Source organism: Collinsella sp. CLA-ER-H11 (genome assembly GCF_040092445.1).
GTDB lineage: Bacteria > Actinomycetota > Coriobacteriia > Coriobacteriales > Coriobacteriaceae > Collinsella.
Genome location: NZ_JBBNLN010000003.1, coordinates 214,481 through 233,990, shown reverse-complemented (window position 1 = coordinate 233,990; position 19,510 = coordinate 214,481). Strand labels below are relative to the sequence as shown.

17 protein-coding genes are annotated in these 19,510 nt (G+C 60.0%); all 17 read left to right on the top strand.

Translation table 11 applies throughout. The features are described from left to right. Positions 1-72 precede the first annotated feature (72 nt). The 17 genes from AAAX35_RS03810 to AAAX35_RS03730 all read left to right on the top strand — a co-directional run bounded on the left by AAAX35_RS03810 (position 73) and on the right by AAAX35_RS03730 (position 19,497). Entirely contained in the window at positions 73-543 is a 471-nt protein-coding gene (locus tag AAAX35_RS03810) for a hypothetical protein (RefSeq protein ID WP_349116805.1), read from the top strand. 260 nt (positions 544-803) lie between these two features. Continuing rightward, on the top strand, positions 804-2,426 hold the full coding sequence (locus tag AAAX35_RS03805) for a penicillin-binding protein 2 (RefSeq protein WP_349116804.1): 1,623 nt from the start codon (positions 804-806) through the stop codon (positions 2,424-2,426). Between the two features lie 126 nt (positions 2,427-2,552). Beyond that, positions 2,553-3,977, top strand: a complete 1,425-nt coding sequence (gene murF / locus AAAX35_RS03800) for a UDP-N-acetylmuramoyl-tripeptide--D-alanyl-D-alanine ligase (RefSeq protein ID WP_349116803.1) — start codon at positions 2,553-2,555, stop codon at positions 3,975-3,977. Between the two features lie 3 nt (positions 3,978-3,980). Then, complete coding sequence (gene mraY / locus AAAX35_RS03795; protein ID WP_349116802.1) at positions 3,981-5,000, top strand: phospho-N-acetylmuramoyl-pentapeptide-transferase; 1,020 nt, start codon at positions 3,981-3,983, stop codon at positions 4,998-5,000. 9 nt (positions 5,001-5,009) lie between these two features. Then, complete coding sequence (gene murD / locus AAAX35_RS03790; protein WP_349116801.1) at positions 5,010-6,416, top strand: UDP-N-acetylmuramoyl-L-alanine--D-glutamate ligase; 1,407 nt, start codon at positions 5,010-5,012, stop codon at positions 6,414-6,416. A gap of 35 nt (positions 6,417-6,451) precedes the next feature. After that, positions 6,452-7,945: a putative lipid II flippase FtsW gene (ftsW, locus tag AAAX35_RS03785; RefSeq protein ID WP_050766083.1), complete on the top strand. Its 1,494-nt coding sequence runs from the start codon at positions 6,452-6,454 to the stop codon at positions 7,943-7,945. Next, positions 7,935-9,050, top strand: coding sequence for an undecaprenyldiphospho-muramoylpentapeptide beta-N-acetylglucosaminyltransferase (gene murG / locus AAAX35_RS03780; protein ID WP_006234259.1), 1,116 nt, complete (start codon positions 7,935-7,937; stop codon positions 9,048-9,050). Before ftsW ends, murG begins: the two co-directional genes overlap by 11 nt. A 97-nt stretch (positions 9,051-9,147) precedes the next feature. Beyond that, entirely contained in the window at positions 9,148-10,566 is a 1,419-nt protein-coding gene (gene murC, locus AAAX35_RS03775; protein ID WP_349116800.1) for a UDP-N-acetylmuramate--L-alanine ligase, read from the top strand. 5 nt (positions 10,567-10,571) lie between these two features. Continuing rightward, positions 10,572-11,483, top strand: a complete 912-nt coding sequence (murB, locus tag AAAX35_RS03770) for a UDP-N-acetylmuramate dehydrogenase (RefSeq protein ID WP_006234257.1) — start codon at positions 10,572-10,574, stop codon at positions 11,481-11,483. Between the two features lie 424 nt (positions 11,484-11,907). Further along, positions 11,908-12,696 (top strand): FtsQ-type POTRA domain-containing protein, encoded by a 789-nt coding sequence (locus AAAX35_RS03765; protein ID WP_346979352.1) that lies wholly within the window; start codon positions 11,908-11,910, stop codon positions 12,694-12,696. 199 nt (positions 12,697-12,895) lie between these two features. Next, positions 12,896-14,050: a cell division protein FtsZ gene (gene ftsZ / locus AAAX35_RS03760; RefSeq protein WP_022094491.1), complete on the top strand. Its 1,155-nt coding sequence runs from the start codon at positions 12,896-12,898 to the stop codon at positions 14,048-14,050. A 210-nt stretch (positions 14,051-14,260) separates the two neighbouring features. After that, positions 14,261-15,061 carry a polyphenol oxidase family protein gene (locus AAAX35_RS03755; RefSeq protein WP_349116799.1) on the top strand — a complete coding sequence of 267 codons (801 nt, stop codon included), beginning with the start codon at positions 14,261-14,263 and terminating at the stop codon, positions 15,059-15,061. Next, positions 15,058-15,894, top strand: a complete 837-nt coding sequence (locus AAAX35_RS03750; protein WP_346979698.1) for a phosphate ABC transporter substrate-binding protein — start codon at positions 15,058-15,060, stop codon at positions 15,892-15,894. Before AAAX35_RS03755 ends, AAAX35_RS03750 begins: the two co-directional genes overlap by 4 nt. A 1-nt stretch (position 15,895) precedes the next feature. Further along, positions 15,896-16,822 carry a phosphate ABC transporter permease subunit PstC gene (pstC, locus tag AAAX35_RS03745; RefSeq protein ID WP_006234251.1) on the top strand — a complete coding sequence of 309 codons (927 nt, stop codon included), beginning with the start codon at positions 15,896-15,898 and terminating at the stop codon, positions 16,820-16,822. A gap of 3 nt (positions 16,823-16,825) precedes the next feature. Next, positions 16,826-17,731 carry a phosphate ABC transporter permease PstA gene (pstA, locus tag AAAX35_RS03740; RefSeq protein WP_006234250.1) on the top strand — a complete coding sequence of 302 codons (906 nt, stop codon included), beginning with the start codon at positions 16,826-16,828 and terminating at the stop codon, positions 17,729-17,731. Between the two features lie 12 nt (positions 17,732-17,743). Next, the gene (gene pstB / locus AAAX35_RS03735) at positions 17,744-18,547 is read left to right on the top strand and encodes a phosphate ABC transporter ATP-binding protein PstB (RefSeq protein WP_089571588.1); all 804 of its coding nucleotides are present in this window, start codon (positions 17,744-17,746) and stop codon (positions 18,545-18,547) included. Between the two features lie 92 nt (positions 18,548-18,639). Continuing rightward, positions 18,640-19,497: a PhoU domain-containing protein gene (locus tag AAAX35_RS03730; protein ID WP_006234247.1), complete on the top strand. Its 858-nt coding sequence runs from the start codon at positions 18,640-18,642 to the stop codon at positions 19,495-19,497. Positions 19,498-19,510 lie beyond the last annotated feature (13 nt).

The following is a 19,510-nucleotide window of genomic DNA, read 5'->3' as shown; positions in this document are numbered from 1 at the left end:
GGACCTCCCGCTCGCACCATAAACGAAGCTTAAACACACTACCAACGTACTCGGGATGGGAGGCGGCATATCATGGGCTACAACACTTCAAGCGCAGCACTCGCCTATGATATGAACGCCATGCCCGCCTATCGTGAGACGCCGCAGGCCCCCGTTGCTCCCCGTGAGCAGCGCGCGCCGCGCTTTGATGTCTACACGGGCGCGGGCCGTCAGGCAAACCAGGCGGTAAGCCCGGTTTTCATGAGCGTTCTTAAAACGTTTTGCATCATTGCGGCTATCTTCATGACGATCGGCGTCGCCCGCGTGGCGCTCGCCGGCGTTACGGCCCAGGTGCTCAACAGCAACGCCGAGCTTACCAACACGCTCGAAAAGGCGACCGATGAGAGCTCCGACCTGGAGGTCATGCATTCGGTCTATGGCGCCGACACGCGCATTCGCGACCTTGCGGGCGCTTATGGCATGGTGGAGCCCAGCGAGAGCGTTACACTTGACTTTTCGCAGGATGCAGCCGCGGGCGCCAACGCGACCGCGGCTGCTCAGTAGCAAGACGGTAGCTGAGTATGACAAATGACTATCGCCGCGGTTCCGATGGGGGCCGCGGTTCTGGACGTCCCTCGTCGCGGGGACGTTCTGGTTATCAAGGAACGGGTCGGCAATCTTACAACGCCGGGCAGTCCCGTGGCAACGACCCGGCGTCGCGACTTCGCGGCTCGGGCGGCCCTCAAGTGCATAACACCAGGTCGCGCAAGAGTTCGTCGACCGAATGGCTCACAGGCGCGCCTCTGCCTCGCCGCAAAGCCGTCATGGGATTCATTGGGCTTGGCTTGGGCTTGGGCGTCTTTCGCCTTGCCGACTATCAAATTGTCGAAGCCGATAAACTGCGCGAGCGTGCCGATGCGCGCCGCCTGCTTGCGCAGACCCTCTATGCCAAACGCGGCACCATCTACGACCGCAACGGTAACGTGCTGGCGTCGTCGGTCGAATGTCGCAACATCGCCGTGAACCCGCAGCTTGTCGAGGATGTTGACAAGACGGTGTCGGCGCTGGTCAAGGCAACTGGAATCGATAAAAAGACCTGCCGCAAGCTCGTCGAGTCCGATGGCACCTGGGTGTATATCAAGCGCCAGGTGGACGAAGACGATGCTGCGGTGCTGGAGAAGAAGAACCTGCCCGGCGTGCTTTTTGAGCAGGCCATGAAGCGCGTATATCCATACGGCAATCTGGCATCGCAGGTGCTGGGTGTAGTGAATGTGGACAACGACGGCTTGACGGGTCTCGAAAAGCAATACAACAAGCTTCTGACCGGCACGAACGGTTCTCTCGTACGCGAGCGCGCGAGGGACGGCAGCTATATCGCGGGCGGTGCCTATAAAAAGGTGGCCGCGGTCGACGGCGTTGATATCGTGACGACGCTCGACGTCAATATCCAGCGTGCGGCCGAGGATGCCCTGGCAGAGGCAGTTGAGAAGACTAAGGCCAAGAACGGCTCGGCGCTGGTCACCGATCCTACGACAGGCGAGATTTTGGCAGCCTGCTCGTACCCGACCTACGACCAGACCGATCTGGAGAATGCCAAGACCGAGGATATGAATCTGCGCCTGGTCACCGACGCCTACGAGCCCGGCTCGGTCTTTAAGACGCTCGTGGCGGGCGCCGGCTTCGACTTGGGCGTCGTGCGATCGAGTACGTCGTTTGAGGTGCCGGCGAGCATCAAGGTGGGCGACGATACCGTCACCGATGCCGACAAGCGCGACTATGCCATGACCATGGATGTGCGCGAGATGATGCGCCGTTCGTCCAACGTGGGCTTTGTCCTAGTGGGGCGCAAGATCGGTGCCGACGACTTTGCCGCCTATGTGGACAAGTGGGGCATCGGTCACAGCTCGGGTGTCGATTTTCCGGGAGAGAGCCTGGGTATCGTCAAGGAGCGTGACCAGTATGACGGCGCCACGCTGGGCTCGATGAGCTTTGGACAGGCACTGTCCGTCTCGCCGATTGAGATCGCACGTGCCGTGGGCGGCATCGCCAACGGCGGCGTGATGATGACACCGCACTTCTATAAGTCCAGCAAAGGCGACGAGAAGGACTGGGGCGAAGGCGAGCGCGCGATTTCTGAGGATGCCGCATCCCAGGTGACATCGTGCATGCAGACGGTCGTGTCCGAGGGAACGGGCGTTGGCGGCGCGGTTGACGGCTATGACGTGGCGGGTAAGACCGGTACGGCCGAACGTGCCGACGAGAACGGCGGCTACCTCAAGGAGAACTACATGTCGTCCTTTATGGGCTTTGCACCGGCACAATCGCCCAAGGTGCTGTGCTATATCACGCTCGACGGAACGCCGAGCGGCTCAGATGCCGCTGCGGTGCCGTTCCAGTCCATTATGGCCAACGCGCTCGACGTGCTGGGTATCCCGCACACGAAGTAGGGGGTTACAATCTTTGGGGCGTGGTTTGTTGTCCCATATGAGGGTGTTCACATGCCCTGCACCACGCATGTGCGGCGCTGGGATACAATACGCCGATAGCATTATTAGGTTTACAGGGGAGCTGCAATGATAGAGATCGCCGTCAACAACCTCGCGGCCGCAACAGGGGCCCGAACCGTGACGGGAGAAGCCGATCGGGTATGCCGCGGGTGCGTTATCGACTCGCGCCAGGTCGAGGAGGGGACGATTTTCGTCGCCTTTCCCGGTGAAAACGTCGACGGCAATGATTTTGCTTCCCGTGCCGTCCAGTCGGGTGCCGGCGCCGTCGTGATGACGCGTGAGCCCGAGGCCGAGCTGGTCTCGCTGGCGCAGGACAAGGGGTGCGCCATCCTGCTGACCGATGATCCCGAGGAGTTTCTGCTGCGTTTGGCGCACACGTATCGCCTGGAGCTTGGCTGCCTGGTCGTTGGCATTACCGGTTCCATCGGCAAGACGACGACCAAGGACGTGCTCGCCGCCGTGCTCGCCAAGCGCTATCGTGTCTGGGCCACCAAGGGCAATTTCAATAACCTGATCGGCATGCCGCTCACGGTGCTTTCCGCTCCGGCCGATACCGAGGTCCTGGTGCTCGAGATGGGCATGAACCATTTCCACGAGATTGAGCGCCTGTCCCAGTCCGCCAATCCCAACCTTGCCATCGTGAGCAAGATTGGTACCTCTCACATCGGCATTTTGGGCAGCCGCGAGAACATTGCCCGCGCTAAGGCCGAGATTGTCCAGGGTATGTGCGCCGCCGGCGACTTCTTGCCGCTGCTGGTTTTGGGCGGCGAGGACGACTTTACGCCGTTCATTCGCGATACGTTCGCCCAGCCTGCTGGTATCGACGTGATGCTGGCCGGCGTCTCGGACGATGATGAGGTCCGTGCCCGCGACATTCGTGTTGATGACGAGGGCCGTCCGGTCTTTACGCTCGATTTTGGCCAGGGCGAGACGATCGATACCATGCTTGCCATCCCCGGCGTGCAGTCCGTCCCAAATGCCGTTAAGGCCGCCGCGGTTGCCTATCGCCTGGGCCTGACGCCCGAGCAGATCGATGCTGCCTTTAGGGGCCTCACGATCACCGGTCACCGCCAGGAGATCAAGCGCGCCAAGAGCGGTGCCCGCGTCATCGACGATTCCTATAACGCCAGTGCCGAATCCATGGCTGCTGGCCTCGATCTACTGTGCTCGCTTTCGTGCACGGGGTCTCGCATGGCGATCCTGGGCGAGATGGGCGAGATGGGCGATGAGGCTCCTCGCATGCATGAGCTCGTGGGCGCCTATGCCGCCGCCAAGAAGCTCGACATGCTGGCGTGCGTGGGTGGTGAGCTGGCCCAGCTTATGGCCGATGCCGCGCGCATGATGGGCATGGACGAGGACCGCATCCAGGTGTTCTCCGATTATCAGCAGGTGCTCGACCGCATGGGCGGCGCGCTTGAAAAACATGATGTTGTACTGGTCAAGGGTTCCCGCTTTGTTGAGCTCGACCGCTTTGTGGAAGGTGTGTGCTAGCCCATGTTCGGCAATCCCTCGTATCCAACGTATCAGGCTTTTTTGGGGCTTGGCATCGCCGCTGCCATTGCGCTGCTGCTCATGCCGTGGTGGATCAAGCTGCTCAAGGTCGAGGGTATCGGCCAGCAGGTTCGTGCCGACGGCCCCAAGCGTCATTTGGTTAAGCAGGGAACGCCCACCATGGGTGGCGTTGTCATTCTCGTCGCGATTTCGCTGACCTGCCTGCTGATGGGCAAGCTCACCACCGAGCTCGTGCTCGTGCTGCTCGCCACGCTGGCGACCGGCGTGCTGGGCCTGATCGACGACCTGACCTCCGTTACGCATGGGCGCTCGCTCGGTCTGACGCCTCATGCCAAGATGATCGGCCTAACCATTATCTGTGTCACCTTTACGGTACTTGCCGTTAACTGGTGCGGCGTCGCCCCCGAGATTCGTTTTCCCGGCGGCCTGACGATTGACCTTGGCGTGCTTTCGACCACCATCTGCGGCCTTTCGTTCCCGTGGTTCTACATTGTTTTTTGCTGGCTGATGATCGCCGGTCTTTCTAATGCCGTGAACCTGACCGATGGCCTTGACGGTCTTGCCGGCGGCACCTCCATGATTGCCATGCTCGCCATGGCTGCCATGGCGTTTTTGCACGGAGACGTGAACCTGTCCATCTTCTGCACCGCGTGTGCCGGTGCCTGCTTGGGCTTTCTGTGGTTCAACTGCTATCCGGCGAGCATCTTTATGGGCGATACCGGCTCGCTTGCCCTGGGCGCCGCGTTTGCCTGCACGTCCATCATGACCAACACCGAGGTCGTCTCCCTCATCATCGGCGGCCTGTTTATCGTTGAGACCCTGTCGGTCATGATTCAGGTTGTCTACTTCCACTTTACGCACAAGCGCGTCTTCCTTATGGCGCCCATCCATCATCATTTCGAAAAGAAGGGCTGGGCCGAGACCAAGGTCGTCATCCGTTTTTGGATTATCGCTGCGGCCTTTGGTGCCGTTGGCCTTGCCCTGTTCTTCCAGTTGGGATAGTGGTCTTTCATGTCTCTTGCTGATGTCTTTAGCCTGCTCGTTTTGGGTCAGGGCAAATCCGGTCTCGATGTCGCCCGCTGGGCGCTGGCACATCCCGAGCGCGTAAGTGCCGTTACCGTGTATGGCGGTGGCACCTCTGAGCCCAATGACGCCACGCGTGCGCTCGAGGCTGCTGGTGCGTCGTTTGTCTATGGGACCGAACAGGTCGAGGGCGCCTATGACGTATGCGTGACGTGCCCGGGCATCTCGGAGTTCTCGGGCTTCTTTAAGGCTGGGCGCGAGCATGCCGCCCAGATTATGGGTGAGCCCGAGTTTGCCTATCGCCTGTCGCCCGATAACTGGATTGCCATCACGGGCACCAACGGCAAGACGACCACCACGTCGCTGACTGATTTTCTGCTTAAGGCTGCCGGCGAGGCCAGCGTTGCTGTCGGCAACATCGGCGAGCCGCCGGTCAACGAGATTGACGGCCGAGCCCACAACGAGTGGTTTGTGGCTGAGCTCTCGAGCTATCAGATTGCTACGACAACCGAGCTCCACCCCCGCGTGGCGGTGCTGCTCAACATCACTCCCGACCACTTGGGCTGGCATAAGAGCCATAAGAACTATGCGCTTGCCAAGATCAAACTGTTTGACAATATGGTCGATGACGATCTGGTGGTTGTCGACGTCGAAGACGCCGGCATTCACGAGTTCGATGAGTACATCTACACGCCGGGTCGTCGCATCTGCAAGGTTGCCTTTGACGAGCCTGAGGGCGAGGATGCCGCCTTTGTGCGCGATGGCAAGATGATCGTGCGTCTGAAGGGTGTCGAGACCCCGCTCATCGCTACATCCGAGCTCAAGATCTCGGGCCATCACAATGTTATCAATGCCCTGTGCGCTGCCACGGCTGCCTTGGCAGTCGGTGCCGATGTCGATGGTGTCTGCCGCGGTCTTGCCTCGTTCCAGCCGCTCGAGCACCGCGTGGAGCCGTGTGGCGAGATTGACGGCGTGCGCTACGTCAACGATTCCAAGGCGACCAACACCGATGCGGTCGAGAAGGCACTGACGGCATTTCCCGATGCCGACGTGATCTTGCTGCTCGGCGGCCACGATAAGGGCACGCCGCTCACGGACTTCGCGCGCGTCGTTATGGACAACGTGCGCTCGGTCGTCTGCTTTGGCGATGCGCGCGAGCGCTTCACCGCCGCTATGGACGAGGCCGATGTCGATGGCGATGTGGATATCGCCCAGGCGGATGACCTGCGCGACGCCGTGGACGTTGCCCGTTCGCTTTCGAGCCGTGGTGACGTGATCTTACTTTCTCCTGCCTGCTCTTCGTTCGATGAGTTCTCGGGCTATGAGGAGCGCGGCCGCGTGTTTAAGGACTACGTGGCTCAGCTTGCCGCTACAGCGAAATCACAAATGGAATAGGGGTTGCGGTGAGAGAGGAGAGCCCCCGACAAGGTATGAGGAGGCCCGACTCGGACCGTGCTTCCTCACGTCGCACCACACCGCGTTCCAGCCGCGGCGGGCAGTCGTTTAGCGAACGCTATATTGCCGGCGTTCCCGCCCGTATCATGCGCCCCCGTTTGATATTCATGGCCTGCTTGTTTACCTTGGTATGCTTTGGCCTGCTGATGGTGTACTCGGCGTCTTCGGTCGAGGCGCTGCACGAGAATGGCTCGGCGACGTTTTTTCTGGGTCGACAGGCCGCGTTTGCCGTGGTCGGTGTTCTGGCGCTGATTGCCATCGTGCGCGTTTTGCCGGACAGCTGGTTTGGGGAGGATGTGCTCAGGATCTTCCTTATCGGCATGATAGGGCTACTGCTTCTGGTGTTCTTGGTGGGCAGCGGCAGCCGCGGCGCCACGCGCTGGCTCAACATCGCCGGTATTCAGTTCCAGCCTTCCGAGTTTTTAAAGCCATTTGCCATTGCGTATTCGGCCATCATGCTTGATCGCTTCTTTTCGCCCGGTGGCAACATCAACGAATTCCTTCGCAAGATGGGCATCTACCTGGGCATTTCGCTCTTTCTGATTTTTATCCAGCCCGATTTCGGTACTGTCCTGATCATCCTGTTGACCCTCATGTGCATGGCGTTGTTTGCGGGTCTCGACCCCAGATTTATCATCGGCGTGCTAATCTTCGGCATTCTCGTGATCGTGATTGCGCTTGTCGCAGAGCCGTACCGTATGGTGCGTATTCAGGTTGCCTTGAACCCTTGGGCCGACGAGTATGGTGACGGCTATCAGGCCACGCTTGCCATCATGGCCTTTGCCTCGGGCGGTCTGTTCGGCCGTGGCATCGGCAACTCAACCATGAAGTACTCGTATCTGCCCGAGGCACACAACGACTACATCTTGGCCATCATTGGCGAGGAAGTCGGTTTTGTCGGAACCGTGCTGTTCTTCTTGGTGTTTGCGATGCTGATCTACTCGGCGTTTCGCATTGCCGAGCAGGCGACCGATCGTCGGGGCGCGCTCATGGCGTCTGGCTCCGCGGTCATTCTCGCGGTGCAGTTTTTGATTAACGCGCTGGGCATCCTCAACGTGTTTCCCATGACGGGCAAACCGTTGCCGTTTATTAGCTACGGCGGTTCGTCGATTATTGTGTCGCTCATGCTTGCCGGGTTGATCCTGCGCGTTTCGTACGAGAGCGCCCGCCGCGATGAGTATGACCGCCGCCGTGAGAGCTTTGCCGTTATGGATGAGAGTACCGCCGGCTTGCCCCACGTGCGCGGCGAGCGATCTTCGCGTAACGGTTTTACCGTCCTGGATGGCTCTGCGACCGAGCCGGCAGCCCGCCCGCGTCAGCGAACGGTGCCGCAAGGTCGTCCTCAGCGCCCCACTCCTCGCAATGCGGGCGGCGGATATAATCGAATCGATTTGAACTCGGACCCGTCGGCGCGTCTGCGTACCGACGACCAGGGACCGCGTGTACGAAGGGACTACCATGACCGATAAAATGACCGTTGCTATTGCAGCCGGCGGCACGGCAGGACACATCAACCCCGCGCTCGCCTTGGCCGAAGAGCTGCGTGACCGTGGCCACCACGTTGTGTTCGTGGGCCAGTCGCGCAAGCTCGAGGGTCGTCTGGTCCCCGAGGCTGGGTTTGATTTTGTGCCCATTACGGTCACGGGCTTCGACCGCTCCCGTCCTTGGACGGCGCTGACCTCGCTGTGGCGTGTCAACAAGGCCAAGCGTGCGCTCGCCAGTCATTTCTCAAAGGTCGGCAAGCCCGATGCCGCCATCGGTTTTGGTGCCTATGTCGAGGTTCCACTGCTGGGGTGGTGCAAGGGCGCAGGCGTCCCGTATCTGCTGCATGAGCAGAACTCTGTTCCGGGCCTGGCCAACAAGATGATGAACTCCCACGCCGCCCGCGTGTGCATCTCGGTGCCGGCAGCGCGTTCGGTCTTTGAGCGCGAAGGTGACCCTGGCCACGTGCTCATGACCGGCAACCCCGTACGTCGCTCGGTAATCGAGGGCGATCGCGCTCGCGGCCGCAAGGCACTTGGCGTTCCCGAGGACGCTACGCTGCTGCTCGTCTTTGGCGGTTCACTTGGCGCCCAGCACCTCAACGAGCGCGTGGCTTCGCTCAAAAACGAGCTGCTTTCGCGCAAGAACCTCTATGTGTTGCATTCGACGGGTGCCGACGGCTTTGAGGAGACCGAGCGCGCTTTGGCGCTGACGCCCGAGGAGGCGAAGCGTTACCGCGTCCAGCCTTACATCGACAACATGGGCGATATGCTGGCTGCTGCCGATTTGGTGCTCTCGCGTTCGGGCGCATCGAGCGTGGCCGAGATCGCTGCACTCGCCGTGCCTTCGGTGCTCGTGCCGTACCCGCACGCCACGGCCGATCACCAAACCACCAATGCCCGTTATCTGGTCGACGCCGGGGCCGGCGTGCTCTGCGCCGATGCCGATATCGACGGTTCTGCCTTTGCCGATGAGCTGCTGCACCTGGTCGATGACGCGGCGGCGCGCGACGCCATGCGTCAGGCGGCGCGTGGTCTGGCTCAGGATAGGGCCGCCGCTCTTCTGGCGGATGCGGTAGAGGGTTTGCGTTAGTTAGACGGGATATCGTCGGTCGCCCTCGCGCTGATGCGGTTGGTGCGGTACAGTTAACGGGTTACAGGCAGTGTTTACGCAAGGAGTACACGAGCACATGGCTGATTCCCAGACTGCAACCTCCGCGCCCGAGTTTAAGAGCGCCCACTTTATCGGTATCGGCGGCGCCGGCATGAGCGGCATCGCCCTCGTTCTGCACGAGCGCGGTTATGCCGTTACCGGCTCCGACCTTAAGACGTCACGTTATATCCGCCAGCTTACCCGCGCTGGTGTGAAGGTGCATGTGGGCCATGAGGCCGCCACGATCGACGAGGTCAAGCCCGACGTGGTTGTTGTCTCTACCGCTATTCCGGAGTCCAACCCTGAACTCGTGCGCGCTCGCGAGCTTGGTATTCCCGTGTGGCCCCGTGCCAAGATGCTCTCTGCTTTGGGCCACGGCTACACCACCGTCGCTGTTGCCGGCACGCATGGCAAGACCACCACGTCTTCGATGTGCGCCACCATGCTCGACCGCATGGGCCTGGATCCGGGCTTCTTGATCGGCGGCATTGTCGAGGGCTATGACACGAACGGCAAGAACGGCTCGGGCGACTACTTTGTCGCCGAGGCCGACGAGTCCGACAGCTCCTTCCTGTTCCTGAACCCCAACGTGGTCATTGTGACCAACGTCGAGGCCGACCACCTCGATCACTACTCGGGTATCGAGGAGATCGAGGCAACTTTCGCCAAATTCATGAGCCTGGTGGGCGAGGACGGCACCGTCATCGTCTGCGGTGAGGACCCGCATCTGGTCGAGCTCGCCAAGTCGACGGGCCGTCACGTGCTTTCCTACGGCTTTGCCGAGAGCAACGACATCGTCTGCATGCACCCGGATGTCAAGGGCATCCAGAGTGACTTTATCGTTCGCTTTGAGGACGGCACTGAGCATGCTGTGGAGATCAAGAGCAATCCCGGTCGCCACAACATGCTCAACGCCACGGCGGTGCTCACCGTCGCCCATGTCCTGGGCCTTGACATCGACTCCGCCGCCAAGGCGCTCTCGAGCTTTGAGGGCGTCCGCCGTCGCTTTACCCACGTGGGCGATATCGATGGCATCACCGTGGTCGATGATTACGGCCATCACCCCACCGAGATCAAGGCGACGCTTGCTGCCGCTTCGTCGCTGGGCTACAAGCATGTCGACGTCGTGTTCCAGCCGCACCGCTATTCGCGCCTGCAGGCCCTGTGCGACGACTTTGCCGATGCATTTGCCAATGCCGATAAACTGCTGCTGATTGATGTGTTCTCGGCTGGCGAGATGCCCATTCCGGGTGTTACCTCTAAGATGCTCGCCGATACCGTGCGCGCCAAGCATCCTGGCAAGGAGGTCGTGTACTGCTCCAGCCGTCTTGAGCTCAATCAGGAGCTCGAGCAGATGGTGGGCGAGGGCGACTTGCTGCTCACTATGGGTGCCGGTGACGTTACGACCGTCGGCCCCGAGTTTATCGAGTATTTGACTGCCAAGAAAGACGCTTAAGTCTAATGGGTCTGTTTAACGCCGTCATGGCGCTCTCGGGCATGATCGACACGGATGTGATCGAGGACGAGCGCCTTGCGCGTCATACGAGCTATCGTATCGGCGGCAAGGCCGACCTCTTTGTGACGTGCCATAGCTATCATGCCCTCCGCCGCGCCGTGGCGGTGCTCGATCGCGAGCAGGTGCCGTGGGTCATCATCGGCAAGGGCTCCAATCTGCTGGTTGCCGATGGCGGTTATCGCGGCGCCGTCATTTCGCTCGGACGTGAGTTTCAGCGCACGGTTGTTGCCGATGACGGTTGTACGCTGACGGTCGGTGCGGGCGTGATGTTTGCGCGCCTGGTCAACGATGCCCTGTCGCGTAGCCTCTCGGGCCTTGAGTTTGCCGTTGGCATCCCTGGCTCGGTTGGCGGTGCGATATCTATGAATGCCGGCACACGGACCGAGTGGATTGGCTCGCTGGTTGAGGATGTCGTAACGTTTGACCCGGCATCCGGTATCAAGCATTATGCGGGGTCCGAGATCACTTGGGGCTACCGCGAATGTAGCCTTCCCCGCAATGAGATTATCCTCGAGTGCGTGCTCAAGCTTAAACCGGCGCCCAAGGCCGACATTCGCGAGCGCATGGAGCGGTACCTGACGAGGCGCAAGCGTACGCAGCCCATGGGTCGCGCATCCTGCGGGTCGGTCTTTCGCAACCCGCCCGATGCGAGTGTGGGCAAGCTTATCGAGGATTGTGGATTAAAGGGTTTTTCGATTGGCGGCGCGGAAGTTTCGCCCGTTCACGCTAATTTTATCGTTAATAACGGAACTGCCTCGGCCGATGACGTTGCCGCGGTTATCAGACATGTGCACGGAAAGGTGAGGGAGGCGTATGGCATCGAGCTCAGACCGGAAGTTAAATTCCTCGGCTTCTAGAGCATCGAAACCCACCTTCCGCCGCGCCGGAGGGCGTTCCGGCGCGCCTGCCAAACCTCAACGCAATACCGTCGCGCACTCTAAGTCTGTCGGGCATGCTCGACAGACCAGTCGTCCGGTTGTCGGCTTGCAGCTCGGTAATCGTCCGGCCGCAAAAAAGTCCTCGCGTCCCTCGGTGACGTCAAAGCCTGTTATGGGCGCCAAGCCCGCCCGTCCCATGGCAACTCCTAAGCCCTCGACGGGAACTAAAGCGCCGCGTCCAGGTCGCACGCTGGGCGCATCGAAACCGCGCTCGCTGACATCGGTGCCGGCTACCGCCAAGAAGCCTTCGGGTAAAAAAGGAGTCAACCCGTTGTCTTCACTTGGGGCGATGGTAAATAAAACATCAGACGCCGCTTCTGTCGTTGCAGGCAAAGGCAAAATCGTGGGCGGCGTTCTGGCCGCCTTGGCCGTGCTCGTCGTCGTTGCCATCGTGGTGATCAACTCTGGATTGTTTACCGCCACTGATATTCAGATTCAAGGCAGCGAGCATGTGACGAAGCACGATGCTATCCAGCTGATCGATTTGCCCGAGGGAACGTCGCTTTTTAACGTCGATCCCGACCAGATTACCGAGGACCTCAAGCAGAATCCGTGGGTCTCGGGCGTGGATGTCCAGCGTCAGTTCCCGCATACGCTCATCATTACGCCGATGGAGCGCAAGGTCATCGCAATTGCCTATATCAGTTCCGATGACCTTGCCTGGGCCATCGGGGATGATGACACCTGGATCGCCCCACTGTCGACGTCGGTCGAAGTGGACGACCAAGACAACGTCATCACGACAGGGCAGGGCTCAAATACCTTGACCGGAATCGATGCCGCGCTGGCGCTCGCTAAGCACTATGGCGCGGTGTTGTTGACTGATGTCTCGGCGGATGTCGCTCCGGTTTCCGGCCAGGCAGTGAGCTCCAAGGCCGTTAAGGCTGGCTTGGATTATGTGCGTGGTTTTTCGAGCGAGTTCTTGGGACAAGTCAAGGATATTTCCACGCCTTCGGTCGAAGCCATCTCGGCAAACCTCAATAACGGCATTGAGGTGTCGCTGGGCGATTCGAACGATATCGTCAAGAAGGAGCGCGTAGTCACCAAGCTGCTTTCGCAGGTAGAGGGCGTAACGTATATCAATGTGCGCTCTCCGGGTAACTATACATTTAGGAACGCTCCGACCTCGTAGTGCTGGTTGATGCTTTGTTGAGGGGCCATACCACGCCGTTTATCTGGTTTGTTTGGTTTTCACGGTCAATTATTTGACTGATACGTTCATAATGTGCAAACATAATACGGTTTACCTTTGCATTTACTTTCAACCTGAAGGTTAATGTGCGCAGGGGTCGACCCATGCTATGGCTATAACCTTTGTTCGGAGGACCGACATGCACGAGACAGAGATCAACAACTACCTTGCCGTCATTAAGGTGGTCGGCGTCGGCGGCGGCGGTACCAACGCGGTCAATCGAATGATCGAAGAGGGCATCCGCGGCGTCGAGTTTGTTGCCATCAACACCGATGCTCAGGCACTCGCGATCTCTGATGCCGATATCAAGGTGCACATCGGCACCGACCTTACCCGCGGCCTGGGCGCCGGCGCCAACCCCGAGGTTGGCCGCAAGGCTGCCGATGAGTCCCGCGACGACATTGCCGAGGCGCTCGCTGGCGCCGACATGGTGTTCATCACCTGCGGCGAGGGCGGTGGCACCGGTACCGGCGCTGCTCCCATCGTTGCCGATATCGCGATGAACGAGGTCGGTGCGCTGACCGTCGCCGTCGTGACCAAGCCCTTCACCTTCGAGGGCCGCAAGCGCAAGAAGAGCGCCGAGGAGGGCATTAAGACCCTCTCCGATTGCGTCGACACCATGATCGTCATCCCTAACGATAAGCTGCTCGACATCGCCGAGAAGAAGACCACCATGCTCGAGGCCTTCGCGATTGCCGATGGCGTCCTTTCCCAGGGCACCCAGGGCATCACCGACCTCATCACCGTCCCCGGTATCATCAACCTGGACTTCGCCGATGTTAAGACCATCATGAAGCAGGCCGGTACCGCCATGATGGGTATCGGTACCTCTTCTGGGGACACCCGTGCCGTCGACGCTGCCCAGCAGGCCATCTCCAGCCCGCTGCTCGAGAGCTCCATCGATGGCGCCACGCGCGTGCTGCTCTCCATCGCCGGTTCCAAGGACCTGGGCATCCAGGAGATCAGCGACGCCGCCGACGTTGTCGCCAACGCCGTCGACCCCGAGGCCAACATCATCTTCGGTACCGTTGTCGACGAGTCCCTGGGCGATCAGGTGCGTATCACCGTCATCGCTACGGGCTTCTCCGACTCCAACGTCAACCGTCAGGACGAGCTCTTTGCTGCTCAGCAGTCTCAGAGCAAGGCCGCTGCCTCCGCTGAGCCGCAGCGCACCGCTCCTGCCACGAGCCCGGCTCAGGCCGCTCCGACCCGCAACGTCGGTGGCACCGAGCTTCCTAACTTCGGCAACGATCAGTTCGAGCTTCCCGACTTCCTGAAGCGCGGTAGCTTCTAAGTCGTTCTTTGCATTGTTGTGCACAGGGGCGTGTCCGTATGGACGCGCCCTTTTTATTTCGACTTTGTAAACTAGAACCTCCAATCTCTTTACGTTCCCTTTACGATTGCCTCCAGCGCAGCAGGTATCCTTTTAGAGAAGTATGACAGCCGTATAAACGCGGGCTGTAGCGGCGATGCCGCGGTACTTGTGTTATTAGGAGGCTTTAGTATGGCAGCACGTGCGGACAAAGTTTCGCGTGTCGACCATGATGGAGTTACGTTGGTGGAGGGCGCGACATCCGATGTTCGCTTTGCCTTCACCGAGCGCGCCGGTGGCGTTTCCGAAGATGCGTACTCCTCACTCAACTTGGGCTCGCATGTTGGCGATGACCCCTTTGCTGTTCAAGAAAATCGTCGTCGTGCGCTCGAGGCTATGGGTGCCGCCGAGTGCGAGCACAACCTGCTCGTTCCCAATCAGGTCCATGGTGATCATATCGTTGCGGTGACCTCGAACGGCGCCGATGACCTTGAGGACGTTCGCCAGCAGATTGCCGAGGGCTGTGATGCCATCGTCTGCACGGCGCATAACGTGCCCGTGCTGCTCTGCTTTGCCGACTGTGTTCCCGTGGTGCTGGTGGCCCCCGGCGGATTTGCCGTGGTGCACTCCGGTTGGAAGGGCACGATTGCACGTATTTCCGCCAAGGCGTGCCAGGCGCTTTGCGATGCTGCCGGTTGCGATGCGAGCGACGTTTCCGCCTATATCGGCCCCCATATCTTGGGTGACGAATATGAGGTATCCCAGGAACTCATGGATCGCTTTGCCGCCGAGTTCTCTTGCATCGATGCGAATACCTCTCGCATGCTTGATCTTTCCGCTGCCATTCGCGAGGCGCTGGTAGATGTCGGTGTCGACGCGGATAATATCGTGGATACCCAGCTTTCGACCGTGCGTCAGAACGACCGCTTTTATTCCTACCGTAACGAGGACGGCACCTGTGGGCGCCATGCTGCGATCGGCATGATGCTATGAGAAAGATCGTATCGGTCCTGAGCGCCGCTGTGTTTACGCTTACGCTGTGCGCCTGTTCTTCGGGATCTTCTACCTCTTCCATTACCGTGGCCGGCTCCACGACCTGCCTTCCTATCGCCGAGATTGCGGCCGAGGGCTTTAAGGAGGAGACCGGCATCGACGTGCTCGTTTCCGGTTTGGGTTCTTCCGCTGGGATCGAGGCCGTCAGCGCCGGCACGGCCGATATCGCCAGCTCCTCCCGTGGACTCAATGCCGACGAACAGGATCTGGGCCTGACTCCCATCGTCATTGCCCACGACGGTATTGCGGTCATCGTGAACGACGACAACCCCGTCGATAACCTCTCGACCGAGCAGCTCCGCGATATCTACGCCGGCAAGATTACCAATTGGAAAGAGGTCGGTGGCGAGGACCTGAGGATTCAGGTCATCAACCGAGACGAGGCGTCCGGTACGCGCGAGGCCTTCCGTACCATCGTGATGGATGGCACGCCGTTCGATCGCCGCTCGGCTGTTCTTTCGGGTACGGGCCAGGTGCGCGACGTGGTATCTCGTTCGCGTGGGGCCATCGGCTACATTTCGCTGGGCTTCGTCGATAGCCTCAACGCCAAGACCTCGGTCAAGGCCGTCTCGGTCAATCATGTTGAGGCGTCCGAGAAGACGGTCGCGAGTGGCGGCTATCCCATCTCGCGCGACCTTTACTTCTTTGTGAAGGGTGCGCCTTCGCAGCAGGCGCAGGATTACATTGACTATGTGACGTCCGAAAAGATGGACAAGCAGATTCGCGAGGCGGGCTTTATTCCCGTCACCAACGACGAGAAGGGGAGTGAGTAGCATGGAAGCACAGGAAAACTCCCAGACTGAGCAGAATGTTCAGACGCCCAAGAAGCGCGAGCTGGCGCTCGTATCGCGCAGCACCTATATCAAGGAGAAGGCGCTGCAGTGGATCTTCTTTGCCTGCGCGTTCTTGGCGGTCGTTACCGTCATCCTGATTTTTGTCTTTACCACGTACTCGGCGCTGCCCGTCTTTACTGACATCGGTCTGGCGGACTTCTTTAGCTTTACGTGGGCGCCTTCCGAGGGCCACTACGGAATCTTGTCGCTGCTTGCCGGCTCGGGTCTGGTGACCGTCGGTGCGCTCGCCATGGGCGTGCCGCTAGGTGTGGGCACGGCCGTGTACCTGGTCGAGATTGCCAGCAAGCGCGTGCGCAAGCTCATCAGCCCTGCCGTCGACCTGCTGGCCGGCATCCCTTCTATCATCTACGGCTTTTTCGGCATGATCATCATCCGCCCGTTTATCGCACAACTGACCGGCGGCCTTGGTTTTGGTGCGCTGACGGCGTGGTTTGTGCTCGCCATCATGATCGTCCCTACCATCACCACGCTCACCATCGATGCTCTCAATTCCATTCCCATGGGCATCCGCGAGGCATCGTATGCCATGGGCGCCACCAAGTGGCAGACCATCTATAAGGTCGTGCTACCTGCCGCGAAGCTGGGTATCGTTGATGCCATCGTGCTGGGTATGGGCCGTGCCATCGGCGAGACCATGGCCGTGCTCATGGTCGTGGGTAACGCCCCGGTTATTCCCGACAGCATTGCGAGCCCCATCTCGACGCTCACGAGCCAGATTGCGCTCGACATGAGCTATTCCTCGGGTCTGCACCGCTCGGCGCTGTTCGGCATGGGCGTGGTCCTGTTTATCATCTCCGCCACGCTGGTGGGCATCGTCCGTCTGATTTCCAAGAAGAAGAGGGGGTAGGCTATGTCCGATTCCGTTGACACGACGGTCGATACGACCTCGTCGCGCGAGCGCATCAAGCGTGCCCTTTCCCACGGCAAGAAGGGCCGCATCAACAAGGACCTGTCCAACAAGATCATGCTTGGCGTGTTTCGTGCCGCTGCCTACATCACCACGCTGGTGCTGGTCGCTATCATCGCCTACGTGGTCATCAACGGCCTGCCACACATCTCGCTCGACTTTATCTTCGGTTGGCCCCAGGGCGTCAACGCCGAGGGCGGAATTTGGCCCACGATCGTCTCGACCGTCTACGTGACGGCGCTCGCCATGCTTATCTGCACGCCGATCGCTGTGCTGGCAGCCGTCTATCTGGCCGAGTACGCCAAGCAGGGCAAGGTCGTCGAGCTCATTCGCTACGCTGCTGACGCTTTGGCCTCGGTGCCCTCCATCGTTATGGGCCTGTTTGGCTACGCCTTGTTTGTCGAGGCCATGGGCCTGGGCCTTTCGATGGTCTCGGCCGCCCTGGCACTCGCGCTCTTGATGCTTCCCATCGTCATGCGTACCACCGAAGAGGCCATTCGCGCCGTTCCGCGCTATATCCGCTGGGGCGCATATGGCCTGGGCGCCACCAAGTGGCAGGTTGTCTCCAAGATCGTGCTTCCTTCTGCCTTTGGCCGTATTGCCACGGGCATCGTTCTCGCCATCGGCCGTGCCATTGGCGAGACCGCAGTGGTGCTCTATACCATGGGGCAGGCCATCAATCTACCTATTTCGCCGCTCGATTCCGGCCGCCCCATGACGGTTCACCTGTATCTGCTTGCCAACGACGGCATCAACATGAACGCAGCCTACGGCACCGCGCTCTTGCTGATGGTGATCATTCTGGCCTTCAACCTGTTTGCGCGCTTCCTGTCGCGCAAGCGTCGCTAGTTAAGGAGTCCCATGTCCGTTTATCAGTCCGCTCCCACGTTGGAGCAAGCGGCCATTACGGCCAAGGATTTCAACTTTTGGTACGGTGACTTTCATGCGCTGACGGGGCTTGACCTCAACATCGCCAAAAACGCCATCACCTCCTTCATTGGCCCTTCGGGCTGCGGCAAGTCGACGTTTTTGCGCTGCATCAACCGCATGAATGACCTGATCGAGGGCACGCGCGTCGAGGGCACCATGACGCTCGACGGCAACGATATCTATGCCGAGGGTGTCGACCCGGTCGATCTCCGTCGTCGCGTGGGCATGATCTTTCAGCAGCCCAACCCGTTTCCTAAATCCATCTACGAGAATGTCGCCTTTGGCCCTCGTCTGCAGGGCGTGACTAGCAAAAGTGACCTCGATGACATCGTGGAAGAATCGCTCAAGCGCGCCAACCTCTGGAAAGAGGTATCCAATCAGCTCAACAAGGATGGTTTGGCGCTCTCGGGCGGTCAGCAGCAGCGTCTGTGCATCGCGCGCGTGCTTGCGGTGCAACCCGATGTCCTTCTGATGGACGAGCCCTGCTCCGCCATCGACCCCACGTCCGTCTCTAAGGTCGAGGATCTGATGGCCGAGCTGGCGCCCGAGATGACGATCATCATCGTCACGCATTCAATGCAGCAGGCAGCTCGCATTAGCGACTACACCGCATTCTTCTTGCAGGAAGTTGCCGGCGAGCCCGCTACGCTCATCGAGTATGGTCAAACCGACGCGATCTTCACCAGCCCGGTGGACTCGCGGACGGAAGACTATATCACCGGCCGCTTTGGCTGATCGGTGCGACTAGTCCCAAGCCGATCGGATCTGGTCCGGTGCGTATTCACTGTGCGGGCGGCATGACCGCACCCAACTGATTGGAGTGAACCATGCGCAAACTGTTTTCCCGTCAGCTCATCGAGGCCCGTCACGAGATGCTGAGCATCTACGAGGCCGTCGATCTGGCCCTCCACGATGCCGTGAAGGCCTATGTGACCGACGACCGCAAGCTCGCCACCAAGACCAAGAAGCGCACGCTTTCGATTGACGCACGCTGCGCCAACCTGGAGGCCGTCTGCTACAACCTGATTGCCACGCAGTCACCGGTCGCCTCCGACTTCCGCTTGCTGCAGACGATCATCTACGTCGACTTTAACCTGCAGCGCATGACCGATAAGGTTCGCCAGATTTGCCGCGCCACGCGTCATATGATCAAGGCCGACATCTCGCTGCCCAAGGAGCTTGTCGGCACGGTCGAGGCCGAGGCTGAGGCCGTCTACCAGGTGCTGGGCTCTTCGCTTTCTGCGCTCGTCACCAACGACATGTCCATCATCTGCAACTTGGCCGTCGAGGACGAGCCAGTGCACGCCGCCTACGAGAAGTTCTTCCGCACCTTTAACCGCATGGACACGGGCGATTTTATGGACGACGACAGCAACTATGACGACCTGCGCCGCGCCATCATGGTATCGCGCTATCTCGATCGCATCGCCTCGATTTCCATCGATGCCGCCTGCCGTCTGACCTTCCTGTTGACCGGACAGCGTATGACTGCCGGTGATATCGCCTGCACTGATGAGGATGAGCTCGAGAGCATGCGCGTGCCTTCGGGCGAGGGTGTTATCATGAGGCCCGCCGTCGATGCACGCTACGTTGCCAAGGTGCCCGTTAACGAGGTCAGCGAGGGTCTTCGCTACCTGCTCGATCATCTTGAGGATGAGGACGATGGCGAGGACGACGAGGAGTAAGTAACCCCGTTCG